The organism is Actinomyces urogenitalis DSM 15434 (genome assembly GCF_000159035.1).
Taxonomy (GTDB): Bacteria; Actinomycetota; Actinomycetes; order Actinomycetales; family Actinomycetaceae; genus Actinomyces; species Actinomyces urogenitalis.
On the sequence record NZ_DS999574.1, the window covers coordinates 800,160 to 817,871 of the forward strand.

A 17,712-nucleotide genomic window follows, 5' to 3' on the forward strand; every position below is an offset into this window, starting at 1 on the left:
GGCGAGCCAGGAGGCCGGCGACGCCGTCCGCCAGCGCGCAGGCGACGGAGCCCGCCAGTCACCAGCCCACTGCGCTCAGCGTCAGCGGCGGCGGCTCGTACGCGACGGCTGGGACCTACCAGCTTCGCCTCCAGCTCGCTGGGCAGGACCTGGGGCCCCAGCTCCTTCTGGTCATCACCTAAGGCTCGTGGAGCCTGAGGCGAGCCGGTGCACGGCCTCCAGGCCGGGTGGCAGGCTCCCCCAGGCTGGTGAGCCGGCGGGCTCAGGAGTAGCGGTCGACCAGGGAGATCTCAGCCAGTCGGGACAGGCCGTCACGCAGGGTGCGTGCCCGGCGTGGGCCGACGCCGTCGAGGGCCTCCAGCTCCTCCAGGCTCACGCCCAGCACGGCCTGCAGGGAACCCCAGTGCTCGACGACGGCGCGCGCAGTGACCAGGGGGAGCCGCGGGATCTTGGACAGGATGCGCAGTCCCCGGGAGGCCAGGGAGGCGTCAAGGTCCTGCCCGTCCGGGCCGCCCAGGCCCATCGAGCGCGCTACCATCGCCAGGTCCAGCAGGGCGGGGGACCCCACCCACTTCAGACGCGCCTCGACGGTGGTGGTGTCCAGGCCGTCGGGCAGGTAATCGGCTAGGAGGAAGTCACGCTCGGCCATGAGCCCGCGGGTGAGCTCCTCGTGCTGGAGAGCCAGCAGCCGTCCATCAGTTCCCAGCTCGACGACGTATCCGTCCACGTCGAAGGCGATGCGGCGCACCATCTCCAGCAGCTGGACGGCGGTGGCCACGTCTCGCACGGTGACCAGGTCCTCGATCTCCAGGGCGTCTAGGCTCGCCGAGGTCTGGGCTAGGCGGGTGGTATAGCGCTCCAGCGTGGCTAGCGCCTGGTTGGCGCGAGCCAGAATCGCCTCGCTGGGCTCGATGACGTGACGCTTGCCGTCGACGTACAGGGAGATGATCTGCATCGACTGGCTCACGGAGATGACTGGGTAGCCGGTCTGCCGGGCGACGCGTTCGGCGGTGCGGTGACGCATCCCGGACTCGACCGTCTCGACCGAGGAGTCGGGCAGGAGCTGGACGTTGGCCCGCCGGATCCGTCCTGCGGCACGGTCCACGATGACGGCCCCGTCCATCTTGGACAGCTCGCGCAGGCGTGCGGCTGACAGCTCGACGTCGAGCTCGAAGCCGCCGGAGGAGATGGCCTCGACCGTGGAGTCGAAGCCGAGGACGATGATCGCACCGGTCCGCCCGCGCAGGATCCGCTCCAGACCGTCACGCAGCACGGTCCCCGGCGCGATGAGAGCCAGGGTGTCGCGCAGGGTGGGGGAGTGGGGATCGGTCATGACTGGGGCTCCTGGGAAGGACAGGGCGAGGCGAGAGCCACGTGGCGGCTTTGCGTGCGAATCGTATCGGGGACCTGTCAGGGGCGCCGTGACCTGCGTCGCTCTGAGATGGGCGGGCTCAGCCCCGCGGCAACGCGGCTCCCACCGCCTCCCCGACATGTGAGACGGGCAGGACCTGCAGGCCCGGAACGGCCCGCAGCTCCTGGGAGCCGGCCAGGGGCACGATCGCTCGGTCAAAGCCGAGGCGGGCGGCCTCCGCCAGGCGCCGTTGGATGCCGACGGTCGCGCGCACCTCACCGGTCAGTCCGACCTCTCCGAAGGCGACCAGCCCCGGGGGAGTGGGGAGGTTCTGCGCGGCCGAGACCACGGCGATGGCGACTGCCAGGTCTGTGGCGGGCTCAACGGCCCTCGCCCCGCCCACGGTGGAGACGTAGACGTCCGAGGAGGAGGTGTCCACCCGCAACCGCGCCGTGAGGACGGCCAGCGCCATGGCCACGCGCGAGTGGTCCACGCCTGAGGTGGTACGCCGTGGCGAGCCAGCTGCCGTCTGCGCCACAAGGGCCTGGACCTCGACGGGCATAGGGCGGCGCCCCTCCAGGGTGACGGTGGCACAGGTGCCGGGAACCTCGCTGCGCGCTGCGGACAGGAACAGGCCGCTGGGGTCCGCCAGTCCCACGATCCCGCGCTCTCCCAGGTCGAAGCATCCGACCTCGTCCGTTGGCCCGTAGCGGTTCTTCACCGCTCGCAGCAGTCGCAGCCGGGCGTGCCGGTCTCCCTCGAACTGGCAGACCACGTCCACCAGGTGCTCCAGCACGCGGGGCCCAGCGATCCCGCCGTCCTTGGTGACGTGACCGACCAGCAGGACGGGGATGGCGCGTTCCTTGGCTACGGCGATGAGGGCGCCGGCCACGGCCCGGACCTGGGTGACCCCGCCTGCCGACCCCTCGACCTGGGCGGAGGCGATGGTCTGCACGGAATCGACGATGAGGAGCGAGGGGCTGGCGGCCTCGACGTGCCCGAGGAGGGCACCGAGCTCGGTCTCGCTGGCGAGAAGCAGGGCGGGGTCGATCGCGTCGATCCGCTCGGCGCGCAGGCGGACCTGGCTGGCCGACTCCTCTCCCGTGACATAGAGGACAGGACCCTCACCCCGCTCGCGGGACATCGCAGCGGCCTTGGCTGCGACGTCGAGCAGGAGGGTGGACTTGCCGACTCCCGGCTCCCCTGCCAGCAGGACCACGGCGCCTGGCACGATCCCGCCGCCGAGCACGCGATCGAGCTCGCCGACCCCGGTGGAGCGTGCCCGCGCCTCCTCTGCGCTGACCTCGCCGATGGGGCGTGCAGGTGTGGACGGCCGGACCACGGACTGCTGCGCCAGCGCCGTGCCCTTGGTGGTGCCGGCCTCGGTGAACTCCTCCAAGGTGCCCCACTCGCGGCACTCGCGGCACTGGCCCAGCCACTTCGGGCTGGTCCAACCGCACTCGGTGCACACGTAGGACACGCGGTTCTTACGGGAACCGCGGGCTGTGCCGGAAGTCGTGGTCGAAGGCATGGCAGCAGGCTAGCGCTGCATGGCGGGCCCCCGCCCCTAGCCATCAGTGCTGGCCGTAGACGTTCTGGTAGCGGTCGTTAAGGCGGTCAACGAGGTCCTGCGGGATGAGGTGGATCTCGCCTCCCTGGCGCGCCACGTGGACGGTCTTGGCGACCTCCTCGCACATGACGGCGGCCTTGACGGCGGCGCGTGCGTCCTTGCCGATCGTGAAGGGACCGTGGTTGGCCATGAGGACCGCGGGGGACTTGGAGTCGCGCAGGGTCTCAACGATGCCGCGGCCGATCGAGTCGTCGCCGATGAGGGCGAAGGGGCCGATCGGGATCTCGCCGCCGAACTCGTCCCCCATCATGGTCAGGGCGCAGGGGATGGGCTCGCGCCGTGCGGCCCAGGCGGTGGCGTAGGTGGAGTGCGTGTGGACCACGCCGCCCACGCCCTCCATGTGGCGGTAGACGTAGGCGTGAGCCGCCGTGTCCGAGGACGGGACAAGGTGCTCGGGCGTGCCGTCCGCGATCTTGGTGCCCTCCAGGGTGCACACCACCATGTTCTCCGCGCTCAGCTCGTCGTAGGAGACGCCGGAGGGCTTGATGACGAACAGGTCGGTGGGCTCGGGGCCGTTGCCGCGGTCCACGGTGACCCTCTCGGAGACGTTCCCGGCGGTCCACACCACCAGCCCCCAGCGGGGCAGCTCGGCGTGCAGGGCCGCCACGCGCTCACGGGTAGCGGCGACGGCGGCCTGGAGCGCGTCGTCGAGCTCGGCTAGGACGGGGACGGTGGTCATACAGGCTCCTGTGAGACGGGGCGGGGCTCCAACGGTGGAGCCGGACCGCCGATGTGAACGTTCACTTAGGTGTCATGGTAGCGGCTCCCGCCCGCAAAGTCGCCCGGAGGGGGGTGGAAAATGCGTTCGTGCCCGAGCCAGGACCTCCTGGCTCGGGCACGAACGCGGCGTCAGGTCTGCGGGATCAGGCCTTGTTCAGTGCCTGGGTCGCGACCTCGGCCACGTGCTCGGGCGTGAAGCCGTACTCCTTGAACAGCAGCGAGCCCGGGGCGGAGGCGCCGTAGTGCTCGAGCGAGACGATCGCGCCGTCGTCGCCCACGTACTCGCGCCAGCCCATGGCGATGCCGGCCTCGATGGCCACCTTGGTGGCGTCCTTGGGCAGGACGGAGGCGCGGTAGGCCTCGTCCTGGGCGTTGAACCACTCCAGGCAGGGGGCCGAGACCACGCGCGTGGGCGTCCCGGCCTTCTGCAGCAGCTCACGGGCGCCCAGCGCCACGCCCACCTCGGAGCCAGTGGCCACGAGGACGACGGCGGGGCTCGCCTCGGCGCCGGAGGCGTCAGTGGCCTCAGCCAGGACGTAGGCGCCCTTGCGCAGCCCCTCGCGAGCGGCCTGCGGGGTCGCAGCGACCTGGAGGTTCTGGCGGCTGAGGATGAGGCCGGCCGGACCGCGCTGCTCCAGGATCGCCAGCCAGGCGGCCGCGGTCTCGTTGGCATCGGCCGGGCGCACGACGGCGAGACCGGGGATGGCGCGCAGGGAGGCCAGGTGCTCGATCGGCTGGTGGGTGGGGCCGTCCTCACCCACACCGATCGAGTCGTGCGACCACACGAAGGTCGAGGGCAGGCCCATGAGCGCGGCCAGACGGACGGCCGGGCGCATGTAGTCGCTGAAGACCAGGAAGGTGCCGCCGTAGGGGCGGGTCAGGCCGTCCAGGGCAATGCCGTTGAGGATGCCACCCATGGCGTGCTCGCGGATACCGAAGTGCAGGGTGCGGCCGTAAGGCCCGTCGCCGTCGTTCTGAGCGAGGCTGGCCGGCAGGAAGGAGGGCTCGCCAGCCATCGAGGTGTTGTTCGAGCCGGCGAGGTCGGCCGAGCCTCCCCACAGCTCCGGCATGACCGGGGCCAGGGCGGTGAGCGTCTTGCCGGAGGCGGCGCGGGTGGCCACGGACTCGCCGAGCTCCCAGGTGGGCAGGGCGCCGGCCAGGTCCTTAGGCAGGGTGTGGGCCTCCAGGCGCTCCAGCAGGGCAGCGCCCTCGGTGTTAGCGGACTTCCATGCCTCGAAGCGTGCGTCCCAGTCCTCGTGGGCGGCCTTGGCGCGCTCGGCAACGTGTCCGCGGGTGTAGGCCAGCAGCTCGGCGGGGACGTCGAAGCTCTTGGCTGGGTCCAGACCGAGGGCTTCCTTGAGGCTGGCGACCTCGTCGGTGCCGAGCTTGGAGCCATGGGAGCCGGCCGTACCCTGTTTGGTGGGCGAGGGCCAAGCGATGATGGTGTGCAGGCGGATGAGGGTGGGGCGCGTGGTCTCGGCGCGAGCCTCCTCAAGCGCGGCGTGGAGGGCCTCAAGGTCCTCGAGGTAGGTGCCGCCCTTCTTCCAGTCCACGTCCAGCACCTGCCAGCCGTAGGCGGCGAAGCGTGCGGAGGGGTCCTCGGTGAAGGAGATGTCGGTGTCGCCCTCGATGGAGATGTCGTTGTCGTCATAGATGGCGATGAGGTTGCCCAGCTGCTGGGTTCCAGCCAGGGAGGCGGCCTCGGCGGCCACGCCCTCCTGGAGGCAGCCATCGCCCATGATCGTGTAGACGAAGTGGTCGAAGACGGACTCGCCGGCCGGGGTAGCGGCGTCGAACAGGCCGTGCTCGCGGCGGGCAGCCATGGCCAGGCCGACGGCGTTGGACAGGCCCGCACCCAGCGGGCCAGTGGTGGTCTCCACGCCCTTGGTGTGGCCGTACTCGGGGTGGCCGGGGGTCAGGGAGCCGGCTTGGCGCAGCTGCTCCAGGTCGCTGACCTCCAGGCCGTAGCCAGCCAGGGTCAGCTGGACGTACTGCAGCACGGAGGCGTGCCCGGCGGACAGGACAAAGCGGTCGCGACCCAGCCACTGCGGGTTGGCCGGGTCGCAGGCCATCTCGTACTGGTAGAGCAGGTAGGCGACGCCGGCCAGGGAGATGGCGGTCCCCGGGTGACCGGATCCGGCCTTCTCGACGGCGTCGGCCGCCAGTGCCTTGGAGACGGCCACGGCCTTGCGGTCGTCGTCGGTCAGAGAGAAGGGGGCAGGGCTCATCGCTTGAGGCTCCTTTGTCGTGGGTGGGGCGACGATGAGTGTTGCCCCGACTGTGCTGATCCTCCCGCGCGAGGGTGCGCTGGCTCAACTGCACAGCACGCCCGCGGACGGGAGGTGGTGTTCCCGCCCCAAAAGTATCAGGGGAGAACAAAAGTGGGGAGGGACGTATGGTCAGGCCTGGCTGCGCTCGAACTCGCAGATGCGCTCAACCTTGGGGCCGGAGCGGCCGTTGGGGTCGAACTGGCCGGCCAGGTACTCGCGCAGGAAGACCTTGGCGCTCTCGGGGCCCACGACCTGGGAGCCCATGGAGATGAGGTTGGCGTTGTTGGACAGGCTGGCGCGCTGAGCCTGGTAGACGTCGGCCACGCAGGCGCAGTAGGCGCCGGGGACCTTGTTGGCGGCGATGGACAGCAGGATGAGAGCCGGCACCGGGCTGTGCAGGAAGAAGGCGGAGCCCCCAATGCCGATGCCGGAGAAGGCCAGCATGAGCGCAGCCAGACCAGCGTGGTTCTGACGGCGGTCCGCGACCTTGGGCAGGATGATGACGCCGATCAGGGCCACGGCCCACGGAATGGCCGTGATGAGGGGGGCCTTGAGGCCGGCCTCGCCGTTGGTCATGTTGACGACCTGCTTGGGCAGGAAGAAGGTCAGGCCGTAGACCGAGGCCTGGATGCACAGGTAGATGAGGCAGAAGTAGAGGATGCGCGGGTCAAGCATGGCCTGCTTCCACGAGATCGGCTTGGCCTCGTGCTTAGCGGCCTCCTCGTGGGCGATTTGCTCGCTGAGGTGCTCCTTCTCGTCCTGGGTCAGCCAGCGGGCGTTGGCGGGGCGGTCAACCAGGACGAAGGGGCAGATGAAGCCGGCGACGACGGCCAGGAGGCTCTCGACCAGGAACATCCAGTGGATGCCGTCCATGCCCAGCAGGCCGTCAAGCTCCAGCAGACCGCCGGACAGCGGGTTGCCGAACATGTTGGCGATGGGCAGGCCCATGTAGAACAGACCCGTGGCCCAGGAACGGCGCGCTGCCGGGTACCAGTAGGTCAGGTAGAGCATGACGCCGGGGAAGAAGCCGGCCTCGGTGATACCCAGCAGGAAGCGGAGGGTGTAGAAGCTCATCGGCCCCTGGACGAACATGAAGCAGGCGGCGACTCAGCCCCAGCTGATCATGATTCGGGTCATCCACCACCGTGCACCGACCCGGTGCATGATGAGGTTCGAGGGGACCTCGAAGACGGCGTAACCGATGAAGAAGAGCGTGGCGCCGAAGGTGTAGGCGGCAGTAGAGACGCCGTAGTCGGCCTCCCAGGCCTGCTGGGCCCAACCGAGGTTGGTGCGGTCAACGAAGGCGATGACGTACATCAGCAGCAGGAACGGGATGAGGCGCTTGGTCACCTTGGACAGAGCGGACTCAACGATGGCGGGCTTGGGTGTGAAGCCCGTACGCAGAGGGGGTGGTGGGTCATGCGTGACCTCCTTGTCACGTCTGACGGGATGGTAGGTGGTAGGCGACGTGAGGTCGCCGCGGGGTGTTGAGGGCGCACCCTCCCTGTGCGGGGGAGGCGAGTACGTGCGTCCCCCGCACAGGTGTGGCCGTGGAAGGCCTGGTGAGACGGCGTCGTCCTTACTTGTTGTTGAGGTAGGAGCGGATGACGTCGCGGATGTACTCGGCGTTCTCGACGCCTACGCCGAGCCAGTCCGAGCCGTAGTGCTCGACCATGAAGGGGCCGGTGTAACCGAGCTTGAGAGCCTTGCGGATCACGGCGCGGTAGTTGATCGTCCCGTACTTGAGCGGGACAGGCGCGGACATGTAGGAGCCGGTGGCCGGGTCCTCGTCACGGATGTAGTTCTTGATGTGTCAGTAGTTGGCGTAGGGCAGCACGATGTCGTACATGTCCTCGCCCTTGGGCATGGGACGGTGCAGGCGGATGAGGTTGCCGATGTCCGGGTTGATGCCGACGGCGGCGTGGTCGATGTCCTTGAGGAACTGGACTGCGCCCTCGGGGGTGCCGAGGAACGTGTCCTCGTACATCTCCAGGCTGATCTGCATGCCCAGGCTCTGTGCGTGCTCGCCCAGCTCGCGCACGCGCTCTACAGCCTTGTCATACAGCGCTGGGTCGTCATGGTGGCCGTCAGCCAGCCAGAACCACAGGGCCTCCTTCTGGGCGGGGTAGAGCTCCTGGAGGAAACCGACGTTAACGAACTTGGCGCCCAGCTCGGCGCCACGGTCGATGGTGCGGTGGACCATTGCCAGGTTCTCGTCGCCACGCTCGGTGTCGATGACCGAGTTGCGCCCGATCGAGATGGCGATGATGCGCAGGTCGAGGTCGTCCAGGACCTCCTTGAGCTCAGCGAAGCGCTCGTCGCTGATGTCGCCGATCGGCACCCAGTCGTCCATGGGGTCGATGTAGCGGTAGCCCAGCTCGGCCACCTGGGTGAGTTGCTCGCGCCAGACGCTCGCGGGTGCCTGCGCGGCGAGCTGGCCGTCCTCGGTGTAGGGGCCGTAGCTGATCTTGGCCGCGATGGGCCAGCCGTCTGCTGTGTACACGTCATCCTCCTTGATGTCGTTCCTTGGGGGTGTGTCAGGGTGTGTTGGTCCTGGCCTGGCACGCTGGAGGGCGGGCCCGGCTTGAGGGCAAGTGGTGGGGCGGGTGTCAGGAGCGGGTTGCCAGCTCCTGGGAGATAGCGGTGACGATCTGCGAGAAGGAGACCGCGCCGGGGTCGGGGTGTCCCAGAGAGGCGTCGCCGTGGGTCTTGGCGCGTCCCTTGCGGGCGGCCATGTCTGCAGTGGAGGCCGCAGCCTGGGTGGCGATCTCGGCCGCGTCTCGGAAGGCGGAGGCCAGGTCAGTGCCGGCCTCGCTCATGGCTTGGACAAAGGGCTCGGTGGCGTCGACCATCGTCTTGTCACCGACCTCGGCCCCGCCGAACTCGGCCACGGCGCGAGCCCCGGCTGCGACCGCCTGGACCAGGTCGCCGTCGTCGGTCTGGGTCTCGTCGCTCAGGCGTGAGGCGATCGTCTCCAGCGCGCGACCCCACAGGGCGCCGGACGTTCCGCCAGCGCCCTCTGCCCAGGCCTGGCCGGCCAGGGTCAGCAGCGTGGCTGCTCCGACCTTGGCCTCCAGCGCGGTGTGCGCGGCACTGGCGGCAGCCGTAGCGCCCAGGACCATGCCCTGACCGTGGTCGCCGTCCCTGGCGATGGAGCCGAGCTGGCCGAGGGACTCGGCGTTGGCCTTGCAGGTGCGGGCCACGAGGTCAAGCAGCTCGGTCACCCGCCGTGCCTGAGCCACGGAGGATTCGGCGCCCGGGGTGATCTGGGCGGCGGCGGCGTCCTTGACCTCACGGCGGGCTCCGCTGAGAGAGGCGCCGTCAACCTGGCCGCGAGTGAAGGCGGGGGTGTAGGCCGGGGCGGTCCACAGCTCCTCCAGCTCCTCGTCCAGGAAGCACACCGTCAGGGAGACTCCGGCCATGTCCAGGCTCGTGACGGCCTCGTCAACGACGGGGGCCACGATGGTGAGCCCCGCCTGCTCCAGCAGCTCGGCGATGTCCCCGTACAGGACGAAGAGCTCCTCGTACTTGGCTGCGCCCAGGCCGTTGACGATGACGGCCACGCGGCCGTGGTAGCCGTCCTTGCCGCGCTCGGGCTCCTCAGCCAGCACACCGGAGACCAGGCGCTGGGCGACCTCGGTGGCTCCCACCAGCTGGTGACTGGACAGGCCGGGCTCACCGTGGATCCCGAGCCCCAGCTCGTAGGTGCCGTCAGCCACCTCGAAGAGGGGCTCGGTGGCGCCCGGCAGGGTCGGCCCGGAGAAGGCGATGCCGAGGGAACGGGTGAGGTCGTCGGAGCGCCAGGCCAGGGCCTCGACCTGGTCAAGGTTGTCCCCGCGTGCGGCAGCCGCACCGGCGACCTTGGCCACGATGAGGTCCCCGGCGATACCGCGGCGCTCGTGGTGCTTGTCCGGCTTGCCCGAGGCGACGTCGTCGGAGATGGTCACGATGCGAGCATCAATGCCCTCCTCGGCCAGAGCCTTGGCTCCCTGGCCGAACTGGAGGCAGTCGCCGGCATAGTTGCCGAAGAGCAGGAGCGTGCCGGCTCCGTTGTCCGCCGAGCGGGTCACGGAGATGACCTGCGAGGCAGAGGGGGAGGCGAAGATGTTGCCGCACACGGCACCGTGGGCGATGCCGGGGCCCACCCAGCCGGCGAAGGCCGGGTAGTGCCCGCTGCCGCCACCGACGACGACGGCGACCTCGCCCTCGGGGGAGGTCGCCGCGCGCACGACGCCGCCGTGGACGGGCTGGACCAGGTCAGCGTGGGCGGCGACGAAGCCACGCAGGCTGTCGGCAGCAAAGGTCAGTGGGTCGTTGACCAGGAATGTCGCGGTGAACTCCTTGATGGGCTCCGTCGCATCCTTGCGACGTGCTGCAGGTGTGTCCTGCGTTACGTAAAGATCCTATAGGATATGGAGTGTGGGGTGTCAAGGGGTGGGATACCCCGTTCCTGATCCCGCTTCCTTGCCGTGTGCAGGTGTGTGCTCCCTTTAAGGTTTTCTCATGTCTCCCACCCCTGTCCCGCAGCCTGCCTTTGAGCCGATTCCGGCGCGGGGCCTGACCGATGACGTCTATGACACGCTCCTCGACATGCTCACTTCGGGTGTCTTTGAGCCTGATGCTCCGCTCTACATTGATCGACTGGCTAGGAGCCTGCAGGTCTCTCCGACTCCGGTCAGGGAGGCGCTGGCTCGGCTGGAGTCAACCGGGCTGATCAGCCGCACGACTCGTCGTGGTTACCGGGTGGCGCCTCCGATGTCAGCGGAGCAGATGCGAGAGCTGGTGGAGGCGCGGCTTGTGCTGGAAGCCGGTGCGCTAGAACGTGCGCTAGAAGATAAGGAAGCCCTCGTCGCCGATCTTCGCTCAGCGTGGGAGCGGCACAGGGCTGAGGCAGAGAAATTCTCTGACCCCACACTGGTCTTCGACGTTCAGGCAGTGCACGAGTACTTCGAGATCGACTGGTCTTTTCACCAGGCGATCCTCGATCACTGTGGGAACCGGTACATCAACCGGTCGGTCAACGCTCTTTCCTTCTCGGTTCACCGCATGCGTCAGACGATCGGGGCTGGCGCCACTGACGCACCAATTGCTGTGGCGGAGCACGCTGCGATCCTGCGGGCTCTGGAGGAAGGGCGCGATGAGGACGCTCTAGACGCCTTGGCTAGTCACCTGCGCAATGTAGCCGCGCGCTCGACGCAGAAGGACGAAGGCGTGGATGAGGGAGTTGGCGACGTGCGGAAGGACGGCAGAAGCGGGAGACGGACTGTCTAACTGATTGGGCGCAGTGAGGCTCCTGCATGGAACAAGGGGGAGATGGTCTGTAGGCCCTGGTTGAGGTTGCGGGGGCTTCCCTCAAGCGTGTTGATGAGGATCTCGATCGCGGTGGAGACCACTGTAGGTACGTCCGCATCGAAGTAGGTGTAGTCGATCTCCGTGTGGGGCGAGTCTGCCGGGTGCGCGGCTGCCACGAGTGAGACGTCCTCGCCGGGAGTCAGGCCGAGGGCGAGCAGGGCGTTGGCGGCGTCGTCGGCGCACAGCGTCGGGCCTGTGATGACGGCGGACAGGTGGGGGTGGGACTGAAGAGCCGTGCTGATCGCTTCTCGCATCGGGGCAAGACCTCGTTGGACCTGTGCCGGTATGAGATCGCAGCCGCGGCGTGCGGCCTGAGCCGTCAGTGTGTGGTCAAAGCGGTGCGAGAATCCCATGGCGCACACGTGCTCCGAGGCGCTGGTCAGAATCAGGGTCTCGGTGTGCCCACGATCAGCAATGAGGTCGATGCAGCGCTCAGCGATCTCCTCGAAGCTGGTGTCGACCGCTGTCACGTCGGAGTCGTGGCTGGTACCGATGAAGATCGACGGGATGCGCGCCTCGTGGGCCTGGAGCACGCGAGGGTCAGAGTCGAGCACGTCCATAATCACCAGCCCGTCGCACTGGGCGGAGTCGATGAGACGGCGCATTCCCTCGATGCCCTCCTCTGAGGAGGCCATGAGGAGCTCGTAGTCGTACTTGCGGCAGGCGGCGGCGATCGAGACGACGTAGCGGTACTGGTTCGCGGTGTCCGTGAGTGCGTGGTAGGGCACGACGGTGCCGATGATGCCGCTGCGCCGACTCCTTAAGGCGCGGGCGCTGACGTGGGGTCGGTAGCCCAGCTCGTCCATGGCCGCCAGGACACGCGCCTCGGTGTCTGGTGCGACGAACCGCTTGCCGCTCAGGACGTAGGAGACCGTCGACTGCGAGACGCCGGCGGCCTCGGCAACATCGCGGCTGGTGACGGAAGTGGCCATCTGTGTCTCCGGGGCGTGTGGTGGGGTCGAAAGGGAAGCGCAAGATTGTCTTGCGGTCAACTTATTCTCACGATACATCCGTGACACGGAGCACGGCGACGAGGCTGTGCCCAACCCCATTAAATCATCGTCCGAGGCACTGAAGGATCAGATTCAATACGTATGCGCATACGTATGCGGCTGAGATTTCAGCGTTTTGACGAGGAGGAAGGATCCACTCATGTCTGCAACGATGCCCATGACCTCGATCGCCCGTCGCCGTCTCCTCCAGGGCACCGCCCTTGCACTGGCCGCCGTGCCGCTGGCCGCCTGTGGCGGAGGCGGTGGTACCAAGTCCGGCTCTGGCGACGTCACCACCCTGAAGATCCTTGACTACTACGCCGACGACCCCGACAACGGCATCTTCGCTGAGACGCTGGAGGCGGCGGCCAAGAAGGTTGGCGTCACGATTGAGCGTGAGACTGTCAACGGTACGAGCCTGATCCAGAAGGTCCTGCAGATGAGCTCCTCACGGACTCTGCCTGACCTGCTCATGCTGGACAACCCTGACCTGCAGCAGATCGCGGCGACCGGCGCGCTGACGCCTCTGGGTGATCTCGGTTTCAAGGCGGACGGTTTCATTGACGGGTTCGTGGGTGCTGGTACCTATGACGGTGAGCTCTACGGCATGGGTCCGTGTGCCAACACCCTCGGTCTGTACTACAACAAGGACCTGCTTGACGCGGCGGGCGTTGCCGTGCCGACCACCTGGGACGAGCTCAAGGCCGCCGCGAAGACGCTGACGAGTGGCGACACCTACGGCATCGCCTTCTGCGCGAAGGCGTCCTATGAGGGCTCTTGGCAGTTCCTGCCCTTCTTCTGGTCAGCCGGCGCGGACGAGACTGACATTGCTACTCCCGAGGCTGCCAGTGCTCTCCAGCTGTGGGTTGATCTCGTGCGGGAGGGGTCGGCGTCGGAGTCCGTTCTCAACTGGTCCGAGACCGAGCTTGGTGAGCAGTTCACCTCCGCCAAGGCCGCCATGGTCATTGACGGCCCATGGCTGACGACGACCTTTGACAAGTCTGACGTCAACTGGGCGGTGGCTGAGATCCCGGTTCCGGCTGCGGGTGACACGGCGGTCGCACCGCTGGGCGGTGAGCTGTGGACGATCCCCCAGACCGGTGACCAGGCCAAGCAGGCCAAGGCCATGGAGCTGCTGCAGGCTCTCCTGGACGACGACACGGTTCTGGATCTCAACACCACCCGCTTCACCATCCCCACGAAGGAAGCTGTCGACGCCGCCTACATCGAGGCGCTGCCTCAGATGGAGTCGCTGGTCACCGCCGTGAACAACGGCCGCTCGCGCACTGCCCAGCTTGGTGAGGCGTGGCCCAAGACCGCCGAGGCGCTCTACAACGCGATCCAGTCGGCGCTGACGGGCAAGGAAGAGCCTCTGGCCGCACTAGAGACAGCCAAGTCTGACTTCCTGTCCTGACAGCGAGGCCGGGGCCGCAGGCGGGCCCCGGCCCGCGACTGACGAGAAAGGAGCGCAACGGTGCCGTCTGAAACGATCCGACCAGCACGCCGTCGTCAGCAACGACGCGAGGAGCTGGCGAAATGGGCCTTCCTGACCCCCGCAATTGCCTTCCTGCTGTTGTTCTTCGGCTATCCGATCATCAAGAACGTCACGATGAGCCTGCAGGAGTACACGACCAAGACCTTCTACACCGGTGAGGCACCCTTCGTTGGGCTGGACAACTACATCGCGGTCATCCGGTCCTCGGTCTTCACCACTGCCCTGCTGAACACGGTTCTGTTCACCGTCGGATCCATCATCGGGCAGTTCACCATCGGTCTGGCGTTGGCAGTCTTTTTCAAGAAGCGTTTTCCGCTCAGCGGCGTCATGCGCTCGCTCCTGCTGCTGCCCTGGCTGCTTCCGATGATTGTCTCCAGCGCCATCTGGAAGTGGATGCTGGACAAGGACAGTGGCGTCATCAACCAGCTCCTCGGCTTACTCCACATCGACGCTGTGCCGTGGTTGACGAGCACCTCTGTAGCGCTGATTGCCGTCATCATGGTCAATATCTGGCTCGGTATCCCCTTCAACATGACCATCCTCTACTCCGGGCTCCAAGACATCCCGGACGAGCTGTACGAGGCCGCGGCACTGGACGGAGCCGTGGGATGGAAGGCCTTCCGCAACGTCACCTGGCCTCTGCTGCGCCCGGTGGTCTCGGTGGTCCTCATTCTTGGCGTGGTCTACACCCTCAAGGTTCTTGACATCATCCTGGGCCTGACTGGAGGCGGACCCTCTAACGCCACGGAGACGCTGGCGACGCAGTCCTACAAGCTCTCCTTCGCCAACTTCGAGTTCGGTCAGGGAGCGGCACTGGGCAACATCCTCGTGATCATCGCCCTCGTCTTCGCACTGGTCTACCTGCGGGTCACCCGCTCCAGCAACCAGGACTGAGAGGCAGCAACGAATGCGACACTCAAGCAACCGCACCTGGTTCCACGTGGTGCTGGGCCTGTTCTTCCTGGCCCTCATGCTCTTCCCCGTCTACTGGATGGTCAACGCCTCCTTGCAGCCGGGCGTGGCCACCGTTGACCTCAGCTGGTTCCCGGTCCGTCCGAGCCTGGACGGCTACCGTTCAGCCTTTGCCAGTCAGGGAGCCAACCTGGTGACCAGCCTCGTGGTCGCTGTCGGAGCCACGGTGCTCAGCCTGGTGATTTCGACTCCTGCGGCCTACGCGCTCTCGCTGTATCGCGTGCGCGGGTCCGCACTGGTCATGTTCGCCTTGCTCATCAGCCAGATGATCCCGGGCATCGTCATCGCCAACGCCCTGTACTCGGCCTACAACGACCTGGGCATCCTCAACACCACGCTGGGCCTCATTCTTGCTGACTCCGCCCTGGGCGTTCCCTTCTCCATCCTGATCATCCAGGCTTTCATGCGGGCGATCCCGATGTCCGTGCTGGAGGCCGCCAGGGTCGACGGTGCCGGGCGCTTCCGTACCTTCTTCTCCATCGTGCTGCCGCTGAGCACCAACGCCGTCATTACGGCGGCGCTGTTCAGCTTCCTGTTCGCGTGGAGCGACTTCCTCTTCGCCCTGGCCCTGAACTCCAACTCCGCGGCTCGCCCAGTCACCTTGGGTATTTACCAGTTCATCGGTGGCTACGTCGCTGACTGGGGCTCGGTTATGGTGACGGCGACCATGGCCTCGCTCCCTGCTGCCGTCCTGCTCGTGGTGGCACAGAAGTACGTGGCCGCAGGAGCGACCGGAGGGGCGGTGAAGGCCTGACGTCCCTGACACCCCTGGCGCTGGGGCCGGTATGACTGCCCAGACCATGTCCACTCATCATCATCTTTGACCCTAGGAGCGAAGGAGCTTCATATGCTGGAGTACACAGCAATCCAGGACGGCTTTGAGGTTCGGCACGAGCACGAGGTGCTGCGTGTGGAACAGTGGGGGCCGGATTCTGTACGTGTTCGCGCCGCGCAGCACCAGATCCCTGCCAGTGACGTCGGCGCGCTGGAGGAACGGCCACAGGGTCTGCCTGCAGTCAGTGCTGCGCAGGAGGAGGACGGAAGTGTCCGCTTCGTCGTCGGCAAGCTGACTGTGCGTGCCCGCCTGGACTCGGGCGACGGCAAGCCTGCTGTCATGCTGGAGTTCTTGCGCAGCTCGGACGGCACTGAGCTGCTGGCCGAGAAGCGCGAGCACTTCTGGTGGCCCGGTTCCCACGTGTTCTACGGACAGCGCTCGGGCCTGTACGAGATCCACCAGCAGTTCAAGGCCTACGAGGGAGAGCGCGTCTACGGCCTGGGCCAGCACCAGCACGGGCGACTGGACCACAAGGGCCTGGTCATCGACCTGGTCCAGCGCAACACCGAGGTCAACATCCCCTTCTACCTGTCCAACCGCGGCTATGGCTTCCTGTGGAACAACCCCGCCGTCGGGCGCGTGGAGTTCTCCGACGACGCCACGCGCTGGGTTGCGGATGCCGCGCCGGGCCTGGACTACTGGGTGACGGCCGGTGAGAACCCGGCGGAGATCATGTCTCACTACGCTGACGCCGTCGGGCACGCCCCGCAGCTGCCGGAGTGGGCCTCGGGCTTCTGGCAGTGCAAGCTGCGCTACCTCAGCCAGCAGGAGATTCTTGATGTTGCCCGCGAGCACAAGCGCCGTGGTCTGCCGCTGTCCGTGATCGTGACGGACTTCTTCCACTGGACAGCGATGGGCGACTACAAGTTCGACCCCGAGGAGTACCCGGACCCTGAGGCCATGATCCGCGAGCTGGACGAGATGGGTGTCAAGCTCATGGTCTCCATCTGGCCGACGATCTCGCCGCTGTCCGAGAACTATGACGAGATGCACGCACGTGGCCTGCTCGTGGGGGCGGACCAGGGGGTGGAGTTCCACCAGGACATCCACGACAAGAAGATGCCGCGCTCGCTGCCGGTGTCCTTCTACGACCCGACCAACCCGCGCTCGCGCAAGTTCCTGTGGGACACCGTCAAGCGCAACTACTTCGACCTGGGCGTGCGCGTGTGGTGGCTGGACGCCTGCGAGCCCGAGCTCAACCCTGGCCACCCGAAGAACCTGTCCTTCTACGCTGGTCCTGGTGCCGCGGTGGCCAACATCTACCCGCGTGACAACGCGCGCACCTTCTACGAGGGCAACCGCGAGGCGGGGGAGGAGCCGACTGTCCTGCTGTGCCGTTCGGCTTGGGCTGGCCAGGCGAAGTTCGGAGCGGCGGTGTGGTCCGGGGACATCCCGCCGACCTGGGACTCTCTGGCTCGTCAGATCCGGGCAGGACTGAGCATCGGAATGTCCGGGATCCCGTGGTGGACCACGGATATTGGTGGCTTCCATGGAGGTGACCCCTCCGACCCGGACTACCAGGAGCTGTACGCCCGCTGGTTCGCCTTCGGTACCTTCTGCCCGCTCTTCCGCCTGCACGGTCACCGCGAGCCTCGCGGGGAGCTCGAGTCGCCCATGAGCGGTGGCCCCAACGAGGTGTGGAGCTATGGCGAGCGCTGCCTGGAGATCTCGCGCGAGCACATGGAGCTGCGCGAGAAGCTGCGGCCTTACATCGCCACGGTCATGACCGAGGCTGCCGAGCAGGGGACGCCGGCCATGCGCACGCTCTTCCTGCAGTTCCCCGAGGACGAGGCTGCCTGGGAGATCGACGACGAGTTCATGCTTGGCTCAGACCTGCTCGTGGCTCCCGTGCTGGAGGCTGGGGTCAGCGAGCGTGAGGTCTACCTGCCGGCTGGTGCGCGCTGGGTCGAGATTCACTCCGGTGAGACCTTCGACGGCGGTCAGCGGGTGACGGTGGCCGCACCGTATGAGTACATTCCGGTCTTCCGCCGCGAGGGCGCGGAGATCGGGATCTGACTGACTGCTGCTTAACCGATCGCTGAGCGGTAATCGGGCGGACGTTCTTCCTGTGTGTCAGGAGGAGCGTCCGCCCGTC

General features: G+C 67.2%; 16 protein-coding genes. 6 read left to right on the plus strand and 10 right to left on the minus strand.

Translation table 11 applies throughout. The features are described 5' to 3' along the window. Window positions 1-182: hypothetical protein (locus HMPREF0058_RS12990; RefSeq protein ID WP_006548295.1), on the plus strand; the 182-nt coding region annotated here is incomplete at its 5' end. Window positions 183-262: 80 nt separating this feature from the next. Here HMPREF0058_RS12990 and disA read toward each other — a convergent pair. From disA to HMPREF0058_RS03495, 9 genes are all read right to left on the minus strand, one after another. Further along, window positions 263-1,333 carry a DNA integrity scanning diadenylate cyclase DisA gene (gene disA, locus HMPREF0058_RS03465; protein ID WP_006548296.1) on the minus strand — a complete coding sequence of 357 codons (1,071 nt, stop codon included), beginning with the start codon at window positions 1,331-1,333 and terminating at the stop codon, window positions 263-265. 118 nt (window positions 1,334-1,451) lie between these two features. After that, the gene (gene radA, locus HMPREF0058_RS03470; protein WP_024036091.1) at window positions 1,452-2,882 is read right to left on the minus strand and encodes a DNA repair protein RadA; all 1,431 of its coding nucleotides are present in this window, start codon (window positions 2,880-2,882) and stop codon (window positions 1,452-1,454) included. A 43-nt stretch (window positions 2,883-2,925) separates the two neighbouring features. Further along, window positions 2,926-3,660: an L-ribulose-5-phosphate 4-epimerase gene (locus HMPREF0058_RS03475; protein ID WP_006548298.1), complete on the minus strand. Its 735-nt coding sequence runs from the start codon at window positions 3,658-3,660 to the stop codon at window positions 2,926-2,928. A gap of 184 nt (window positions 3,661-3,844) precedes the next feature. Beyond that, window positions 3,845-5,929 (minus strand): transketolase, encoded by a 2,085-nt coding sequence (gene tkt, locus HMPREF0058_RS03480; RefSeq protein ID WP_006548299.1) that lies wholly within the window; start codon window positions 5,927-5,929, stop codon window positions 3,845-3,847. Between the two features lie 171 nt (window positions 5,930-6,100). Continuing rightward, window positions 6,101-7,063, minus strand: a complete 963-nt coding sequence (locus tag HMPREF0058_RS03485) for an MFS transporter (protein ID WP_006548300.1) — start codon at window positions 7,061-7,063, stop codon at window positions 6,101-6,103. 15 nt (window positions 7,064-7,078) lie between these two features. Continuing rightward, window positions 7,079-7,321: an MFS transporter gene (locus HMPREF0058_RS11715; protein ID WP_006548301.1), complete on the minus strand. Its 243-nt coding sequence runs from the start codon at window positions 7,319-7,321 to the stop codon at window positions 7,079-7,081. A 229-nt stretch (window positions 7,322-7,550) separates the two neighbouring features. Further along, window positions 7,551-7,736, minus strand: coding sequence for a hypothetical protein (locus tag HMPREF0058_RS12995; protein ID WP_006548302.1), 186 nt, complete (start codon window positions 7,734-7,736; stop codon window positions 7,551-7,553). 48 nt (window positions 7,737-7,784) lie between these two features. Beyond that, window positions 7,785-8,474, minus strand: coding sequence for a sugar phosphate isomerase/epimerase family protein (locus HMPREF0058_RS03490; protein ID WP_006548303.1), 690 nt, complete (start codon window positions 8,472-8,474; stop codon window positions 7,785-7,787). Window positions 8,475-8,580: 106 nt separating this feature from the next. After that, window positions 8,581-10,317 (minus strand): dihydroxyacetone kinase family protein, encoded by a 1,737-nt coding sequence (locus HMPREF0058_RS03495; RefSeq protein ID WP_040319508.1) that lies wholly within the window; start codon window positions 10,315-10,317, stop codon window positions 8,581-8,583. A gap of 157 nt (window positions 10,318-10,474) precedes the next feature. Between HMPREF0058_RS03495 and HMPREF0058_RS03500 the strand changes: the two genes are divergently transcribed. Next, window positions 10,475-11,242 carry a GntR family transcriptional regulator gene (locus HMPREF0058_RS03500; RefSeq protein WP_006548305.1) on the plus strand — a complete coding sequence of 256 codons (768 nt, stop codon included), beginning with the start codon at window positions 10,475-10,477 and terminating at the stop codon, window positions 11,240-11,242. On the opposite strand, the gene HMPREF0058_RS03505 is transcribed toward HMPREF0058_RS03500, so the two are convergent. Continuing rightward, window positions 11,239-12,255 carry a LacI family DNA-binding transcriptional regulator gene (locus HMPREF0058_RS03505; RefSeq protein WP_006548306.1) on the minus strand — a complete coding sequence of 339 codons (1,017 nt, stop codon included), beginning with the start codon at window positions 12,253-12,255 and terminating at the stop codon, window positions 11,239-11,241. The two genes, HMPREF0058_RS03500 and HMPREF0058_RS03505, sit on opposite strands and share 4 nt — an antisense overlap. Before the next feature lie 220 nt (window positions 12,256-12,475). Here HMPREF0058_RS03505 and HMPREF0058_RS03510 point away from each other — a divergent pair, with 220 nt between their 5' ends. The 4 genes from HMPREF0058_RS03510 (at window position 12,476) to HMPREF0058_RS03525 (ending at window position 17,633) form a co-directional block, all read left to right on the plus strand. Further along, window positions 12,476-13,729: a sugar ABC transporter substrate-binding protein gene (locus HMPREF0058_RS03510; RefSeq protein WP_006548307.1), complete on the plus strand. Its 1,254-nt coding sequence runs from the start codon at window positions 12,476-12,478 to the stop codon at window positions 13,727-13,729. Window positions 13,730-13,789: 60 nt separating this feature from the next. Continuing rightward, window positions 13,790-14,704 (plus strand): carbohydrate ABC transporter permease, encoded by a 915-nt coding sequence (locus HMPREF0058_RS03515; protein ID WP_024036207.1) that lies wholly within the window; start codon window positions 13,790-13,792, stop codon window positions 14,702-14,704. A gap of 13 nt (window positions 14,705-14,717) precedes the next feature. Next, window positions 14,718-15,536 (plus strand): carbohydrate ABC transporter permease, encoded by an 819-nt coding sequence (locus HMPREF0058_RS03520; RefSeq protein WP_006548309.1) that lies wholly within the window; start codon window positions 14,718-14,720, stop codon window positions 15,534-15,536. 93 nt (window positions 15,537-15,629) lie between these two features. Further along, window positions 15,630-17,633, plus strand: coding sequence for a glycoside hydrolase family 31 protein (locus tag HMPREF0058_RS03525; RefSeq protein ID WP_006548310.1), 2,004 nt, complete (start codon window positions 15,630-15,632; stop codon window positions 17,631-17,633). Window positions 17,634-17,712: the final 79 nt, after the last annotated feature.